Here is a 7,127-nt window from a genome sequence, read left to right on the forward strand (position 1 = left end):
ACTCCTGCGGGAATTGCGCGAGCCGAAAATCCACTTTGCAACGTGTTCTTCTTTGCAAAGTTAGTTGAGGTCGTGCCCACGGAAAGCGAAGTAATTCGTCGGAGCATTGCCAATATACATCAAACATTTCAAAATAACTACTTGGCTTAACGCAGTCATTGCACCGATTTTATACTTTCTTATCTTTTAAAAAAACCGGTTTCTCCTAAAGAAACCGGCTAACATAAATAGAATATTGTGATTTTAAAAGCTAATTACTAATCCAGCTTTATCATCTGATTTTTTGAGCCTAGGATATGTACTACACTCTGGATCTGCTTTTTGAAAATGGAGCAGATCTTCGATATAAGAATCTATCCCTTTCTGTATAATCAAAAATGATAAATACCCCCAGTAGTTTATCTCGCTTGGAACGATTCCTTTAGGTAACATCATTCCATCTGTTAGTGAACCATTAAAAAGAAGCTGCCTCAATAGTCAGCTTCCTTTTCCTGTTTTTTTAAAATGAAACTCGGTCATTCCAAGCCTTATCTACTAGACTAAATTTTGTGACAAACGCTTATCAAACTAGGGTTGGTTCTAATTCAATTTCCACATTTCCTTTTAATGCTCTAGAAATCATACAGCTTTGTTCTGCCTTGATGACTAATTTGCGGAGTTGACTATGTTGACCTTCTGTCGCATGCTCTGTTAAAGTAACCGTTGGCCGATGTATAATTCGCTTATACGTGAATACTCCCTTTGTCACGTCCACGATCCCTTCCGAATGTAAATACATTTGCTTTAAAGGCAATTCCGCTCTTTCAATCATTGCTGCTAATGTAATAATATAACAGGTAGCAGCTGCCCCTAATAGCATTTCGTCCGGATTTGTTCCAATTCCTGGACCATCCATTTCAGGTGGTATAGATATATTTGTTTTCAAGTTACCTGTCTCTAGGAAGCCTTGACTATTTCTCCCACCTGGCCAATCTGCTTTTAAATGAAAATGATGCTCTGCCATGTAATCACCTCTTAGCTATAGACTACCAAACATCCATTTCTAAAGGGAATAGTTATGCTTCAAACCCTGCTCACATAATTATAAAAAGTATTTCATCAGAATAATCACAATAATTCAGCAGCCTATACAGGTACGCTTAAAAAATACAGTGAAACTTCAATCAGTGGGGGGGTTTTGTTTAGCACCCACTGATTGGTAGTACCACACTGCTTTACTTTCCCCTATTATTTCTTTGTAGGGAGTTGAACAAAAATTGAACCACTGAGAGCGCTTCTCCCTCCCACGAGGTTAACGTGTTGTCGACTAAGATGACCATTCCACTGATTTTAAAAGAGACCTTTTTGAAAACCTAATCTATTCCTTCATAAAAGATCATTCATTGACGTTAATCCTGAGCTTTTTCTTTTTTGTTTGCATCGCTAGAGGTAAACCAACCAATAACCGCAATTCCTACTAATACGACATAGAATATCGATTTCCATAATGTTGAATGTGGAAAATCATGTGGTATCCAAGCAATATCTGGATGTGCAAGAACGATTAAAGCTAGTTTAACTCCGACCCAGCCAACAATTACAAACGCCGCAATTTCCAAACCAGGACGCTTATTTAATAAATCCACAAAAACATTAGCTGCAAAACGCATGATAATTAATCCAATCATTCCACCAGCAAAAACAACTAAGAATTGTCCGGTGTCTAGACTTCCGATATGGCCAAGATTAGTTGGTGGTAAAGCTACTGCTAAAGCTACTGCTGCAAGAATAGAATCGACCGCAAAGGCAAGATCGGCAAATTCTACTTTTAAGACAGTCATCCAAAAACCGCTACCTTTTTCTTCTTTGGCACTCGCTTCTTCATCTGGTTCATCCTTGGATTTTAACTTATCATATAAATGTTTAATCGATATAAATAACAGGTAAGCTGCACCAATCGCTTGTACTTGCCATACATCGACAAGGAATGAAATAATAAACAATGAACCAAATCGTAATACAAATGCACCAGCCAATCCATAGAATAATGCTTTCTTTCGCTGATCTTCCGGTAAATGCTTCACCATTATCGCTAAGACAAGCGCATTATCAGCGGCTAGTAAACCTTCGAGTCCAATTAAAACTACTAATACCCATAAATATTCCACTAATAATTCAATACCCATTCTCTAGGCTCTCCCTTCTGCTACGCTCGTATAGAGCTTTAACCTTATATTCGACTTGAAGCTTTTACTTCTACCTAAAATTACGTTATGTAACTTCGTACAAATAAAAAAGCTCCTACCAATAGGTAAGAACCATCAAAAAAGACCCTTACCTAGACTGGTAAAGGTCTCGCTAACAACGATCGTTGCCAATTCAGCCGGAGAATATTCTCGTAATGACGACTAAAATTGTACAGCTACTCCCCTTTAATAGGAATATAACATTACTTACTATTAAACATCGATAAACATAAAATGTCAACGATTGATTCTACCATGTGTCTAGTTTTAGTAACTAGCCTTCCCCACAGAATCAAATCTATTCACCATATTAGCCCTCGATAATTTGTTCAAGAATCCGTTCCATAGCTTGTTTTAATGCAGAAACCCTTTGTATGCTCTCTTTTTCATTTTCCGTACAAACCCCATAATAACACTTGATTTTTGGTTCAGTACCTGATGGGCGAAGGCAAACCCAGCTATGCTGTTCTAAAATAAATTTCATCATATTTTCTTTAGGTAGTTCAATAGCTTCTATATTTTCTGGATTATCGAGCGTATAGCGTTGACCAATTAAATAATCTTCTGTTGCTTTCACACATAAATCAGCAATTTCCTGTAATGGTTCTGAGCGGATTGTAGCCATAATCTTAGCTATTTGCTCAGACCCTTGCTTCCCTTTTAAAGTTAGAGATGTCATGTCTTCCTTATAATAGCCATGCCTTTCATATAGTTCATGAAGCGCATCATGCAAAGTTTTACCTTTATTCTTCCAATAGTATGCCATTTCACTTGCCATCATAGCTGCTTGTATCGCATCTTTATCTCGTGCAAAGCTACTCGTTAAATAACCATAGCTCTCCTCATAACCAAATACGAAAGTTTCACCAGTTGCGTCAAACTCCCGTATTTTTTCTCCAATATATTTAAAGCCTGTCAAAGTATTAATTGTCGTTATTCCATAGTAATCCGCCACTGCTTTACCTAGTTCCGATGTCACTACTGTTTTTAGCATCCGTCCGCTTTTTAATAATGCCGAATCACTATGCGATAAAATATAATCCAGCATTAATGCACCTAACTGATTACCAGTTAACACTTGATAATTACCCGTGTCGTCTTTGACAGCAACACCTAAACGATCGGCGTCCGGATCTGTTGCTAATAAAATAGCTGCATCATGCTTTTTCCCCTGTTGTATTGCCCTTGTGAATGCTTGATGCTCCTCTGGATTAGGTGATTTCACAGTAGAAAACTCTGGATCTGGGACAGCTTGTTCTTCTACAACATGAACATTCGTAAAATTCAATTGTGCCAATCCCTGAGATACGAGCTCATAAGCAGTTCCGTGAAGTGGTGTAAAGACAATTGGTATAGCTTTCTCTTGCTCACGTTCTTCTGCAGGCAGCTTAGATATATCAATCAATTTTTCTAAGTAGGCATTATCAATTTCATTCCCAATCCAGTTAATTAGTTCTTCTTTTTCTAATGTAGCTTGATCCATATAGGGAACTAATAATTCATCGTCTGTTTGTTGAATGCAGGCAATAATGTCAGCTGCCTGATTTGGTGTTATTTGTCCACCATCCTCATTATACACCTTAAAACCGTTATATTCTGGAGGATTATGACTTGCTGTAATCATTATTCCTGATACCGTTCCCAAATAACGTACCGCAAAGGAAAGTAGCGGGGTCGGTCTTAATGATTTAAACACATATGCTGTTATTCCAAATACCCCTAATACTTTTGCTGTCTCAATAGCAAATTCTTTTGACATATGTCTGGAATCGTACGCGATTACAACACCTCTGTCTTTTACATTTACCGTATGTTCTAATAGATAATTTGCCAGTCCATTAACAGCCTTACGAATGGTATATATATTCATACGGTTTATTCCAGGACCAATGATCCCTCTCATCCCGCCTGTCCCAAATGTCAATTCTTTATAAAAAGCATCTTCCAATGCGAGCTGATTTCCATTTAATTTCGTTAACTCATTCTTTAAATTCGCATCAAGATCTTGGAATGTTTCCCATTTTTGATAGACTTGTTCCCAACTGGTCATTCGTTATGTCCTCCAACTGTATATAATCTATACGAATTTTAGCATACTTACACAGATTATTCTATCGATCAAATTTTGAATCGTTTATGATTTCATAAATCAGGTTAAAATAATAGAAAACGTAAAGATCAAAGCTGTCTTGTTTGGGAATATCATTGTTACTTTAGCGTCGTCGTATCAAAACAGTTCGTAAAGCTAAATAAGATATACTTTCTATTATTCTTTGAAACAGGTAAAATAGATACAAATGATTTGTGAAGGTTGGGATGTTGGTGGTAAATAAACGCTGGTTTCAGTTTTTAGTGTTTTTCATAATGGTTTTTCTGTTAATATTACTTATTTCGGTTACTGATTTTATTTTTACACCCTTTTTGAAAGTAATAGGGGCCGTCGCCGTACCTATTATAGGTGCAGGTATTCTTTACTATTTAACAAAGCCGTTAATGTACTTCTTTGAACGCCTTAAAATAAATCGTATCTTTTCAATTATTCTTGTATTTCTTGTATTAATTCTTCTTGGTGTTTTTGTCTATATGTATATTGCTCCAATTGCCCAACAACAATTTAGGAATTTAATTGATAATGTTCCAACAATGGTAAACTGGGCGCAGGATATGATTTCTTTATGGCAATCAAACCAAACTGCTATTCCTGCAGAAATAGACAAAGCAATCAATAATTTTACGAATAACCTTCAATCACATATTGATAGTGTATTAAATTATTTGTTTGGATTTATTGGACAACTCATTGGATTTGTTACTGCATTAGTTCTCGTTCCATTTTTCTTATTCTTCATGTTGAAGGATGGAGAGAAGCTAGTTCCATTTATTACACAAATCTTTTCCAAGAAAAAAGCGGAGAATATTCGTAGCTTGTTTGTCAAAGTAGATGGAACGTTAACAGCCTTTATACAAGGGCAGTTAATTGTTAGTTTTGCCGTCGGTGTGCTGTTATTTATTGGATATTTGATCATTAACTTAAAATATTCCTTAACACTAGCGTTATTTGCTATGGTAATGAATGTAATTCCTTTTGCTGGTCCATTTATAGCCGTAATTCCGGCATTAATCGTTGGAGCATTCCAAGATCCGTTTATGGTGATTTGGGTGTCCATCGTAATGATAGCCGCGCAGCAAATTGAAAGTAATTTAATTTCACCAAATGTTATGGGGCGTGCATTAGACTTACATCCATTAACAGTCATTACCGTTATCTTAGCAGCAGGAAGCATTGCTGGATTCTTAGGTATTCTATTTGCTGTACCATTTTATGCAGTGATTAAGACGATCATTATCCATTTCTATAAAACATACGTAAACTCTAAAAAAAATAAGGAAGATGCATTAATCTAATGCTGAGCTTATTAAAAGCATAAATTACATGTAGATAAAGTGAAACTCCAAACTATAATCCGAGGTTACGAACTTAGTTCCGGATATTGGTTTGGAGTTTTATCATTTATGGTGGTGAAGACTTCTGTGATAACTGATGAGCTCGAAGAATCAGTTGCTAAGCAATTTTTTTCGTGCGTTAGCTGATCATCATAAAGGTTCCCATCGTTTAGATTGCGATTTTAGAACATGGTATTATATTTGCTTGTGAACTACTCATTTAGTTTTAACCTAACCACTCGGTTATCTCTAAAACAAATAGACAATAGCAGAACCAATTTTATAATAGCCAATCTTCTTGTAAATATTATTTGCAGTTGGGTTCGACAAATCTGTATATAAACTACAAAATTGATACCCGTCATTTAACAGCTTTTGACTTAATTGGCTTACAACACTTGTAGCATACCCTTTTTTCTTATATTTATCAGGGGTATAGACAGCATTAATTGTCGCACCATGCTTCGTCTCCCTTGATTTATTCGCCATGGAAACCTTATTCTCCCCTATCTGCAAAAAATAAGCTGTTTGCTTATGTAAAAACTCCGCCGCCAAACTAGATGCTCGCGACTCATCTATTGGTGCATTAGCTTCCTCTCCAAAAAGAAGAAGCCACTTTGCTAGAAGTGCATGATCAGCTAATTCTGCTTGAATTAGCTGTCCTGGTAAAGGATACTCTATCTGCACACGGTCTAATTGATAGATCAATTCATTCATATGTACGGATGCTGTTTTCCCGCTTTTTTCTTCCCATTGCTGGGCGAAAGCTTTTGCATACTTTATTGGCCCTAGTACGCCAGGAACCTCATAGCCATGTTGATATAAATAATTCGTAATAACCGGTATGAAATCGAGAGAATTCACTTCAATATCTGGCAAGATCCAATTATGGGGTGGAGTTCGCAGGAATGCATAAATAATTTCCCCATTCGCTTCTACCCAACCTAAGAAACAATCTGTTTTGTTTTCCTTCAAGCGATTCATAATACCAAGCATCAAATTATTACATCCTTCTTTCTGAAGTAAAAGCGGTTCAACTCGTTTTGCATATGAATCAACAGCCTGGTTAATAAACACCTTCACCTTCACCTTAACCATTCCCTCTCTATTTTTCTAATACTATGAATGTTTTTACCTGTTTTGTAAAGTGTTTTTTGCTACACTAGTATAAAGAGGTGATGAACGATGACAATAGAGCAGTTACAAGCAAAGCTTGATGAGTTAAAATCCGATTACGTACGGATTCAAAGTGACTTAGATAAACTTGAGTATGTCCGCGGCAGAGTATCATCTGCAGAGGAACAACTTATTCGTCTTGAAGGAGAAATTGCTGAAGTTAATAAACAATTAGCCGATTTAAATAAGAAAAACTGAGCAAAATTCGCTCCGTCCTTATCACTACATGCTCAGATTTACGCTCCCTCTAGTAGCTATTATGGAATAATAGCTACTGCTTGA

The 7,127-nt window shown here is 36.5% G+C and carries 7 protein-coding genes; 2 read left to right on the forward strand and 5 right to left on the reverse strand.

From position 1 onward, the window contains the following. Positions 1 to 243 precede the first annotated feature (243 nt). The 4 genes from ABDZ84_RS11950 to ABDZ84_RS11965 form a co-directional block, all read right to left on the reverse strand. A complete protein-coding gene (locus ABDZ84_RS11950; protein ID WP_026679636.1) occupies positions 244 to 474 on the reverse strand; it encodes a hypothetical protein in 231 nt (76 codons plus the stop codon). A gap of 88 nt (positions 475 to 562) precedes the next feature. Further along, positions 563 to 1,003, reverse strand: a complete 441-nt coding sequence (locus ABDZ84_RS11955) for an OsmC family protein (protein WP_026679635.1) — start codon at positions 1,001 to 1,003, stop codon at positions 563 to 565. Between the two features lie 385 nt (positions 1,004 to 1,388). Then, on the reverse strand, positions 1,389 to 2,165 hold the full coding sequence (locus ABDZ84_RS11960; RefSeq protein ID WP_026679634.1) for a TerC family protein: 777 nt from the start codon (positions 2,163 to 2,165) through the stop codon (positions 1,389 to 1,391). Between the two features lie 370 nt (positions 2,166 to 2,535). Then, positions 2,536 to 4,275 carry a phospho-sugar mutase gene (locus ABDZ84_RS11965; protein ID WP_026679633.1) on the reverse strand — a complete coding sequence of 580 codons (1,740 nt, stop codon included), beginning with the start codon at positions 4,273 to 4,275 and terminating at the stop codon, positions 2,536 to 2,538. 266 nt (positions 4,276 to 4,541) lie between these two features. Between ABDZ84_RS11965 and ABDZ84_RS11970 the strand changes: the two genes are divergently transcribed. After that, on the forward strand, positions 4,542 to 5,630 hold the full coding sequence (locus tag ABDZ84_RS11970; protein WP_255637665.1) for an AI-2E family transporter: 1,089 nt from the start codon (positions 4,542 to 4,544) through the stop codon (positions 5,628 to 5,630). 288 nt (positions 5,631 to 5,918) lie between these two features. Here the strand turns inward: ABDZ84_RS11970 and ABDZ84_RS11975 are convergent, their stop codons facing one another. Next, entirely contained in the window at positions 5,919 to 6,746 is an 828-nt protein-coding gene (locus ABDZ84_RS11975; RefSeq protein WP_026679631.1) for a GNAT family N-acetyltransferase, read from the reverse strand. Between the two features lie 108 nt (positions 6,747 to 6,854). Between ABDZ84_RS11975 and ABDZ84_RS11980 the strand changes: the two genes are divergently transcribed. Next, entirely contained in the window at positions 6,855 to 7,043 is a 189-nt protein-coding gene (locus tag ABDZ84_RS11980; protein ID WP_026679630.1) for an SE1832 family protein, read from the forward strand. Positions 7,044 to 7,127 lie beyond the last annotated feature (84 nt).

Origin of the sequence: Virgibacillus salarius (assembly GCF_039521925.1) — a bacterium.
Lineage (GTDB): Bacteria > Bacillota > Bacilli > Bacillales > Amphibacillaceae > Virgibacillus > Virgibacillus salarius.

Excerpts from the sequence above, each read along its gene's own strand:
- ABDZ84_RS11955 (WP_026679635.1), bottom strand. The coding sequence starts at position 1,003 with ATGGCAGAGCATCATTTTCATTTAAAAGCAGATTGGCCAGGTGGGAGA.
- ABDZ84_RS11960 (WP_026679634.1), bottom strand. The coding sequence starts at position 2,165 with ATGGGTATTGAATTATTAGTGGAATATTTATGGGTATTAGTAGTTTTA.
- ABDZ84_RS11965 (WP_026679633.1), bottom strand. The coding sequence starts at position 4,275 with ATGACCAGTTGGGAACAAGTCTATCAAAAATGGGAAACATTCCAAGAT.
- ABDZ84_RS11970 (WP_255637665.1), top strand. The coding sequence starts at position 4,542 with ATGTTGGTGGTAAATAAACGCTGGTTTCAGTTTTTAGTGTTTTTCATA.
- ABDZ84_RS11980 (WP_026679630.1), top strand. The coding sequence starts at position 6,855 with ATGACAATAGAGCAGTTACAAGCAAAGCTTGATGAGTTAAAATCCGAT.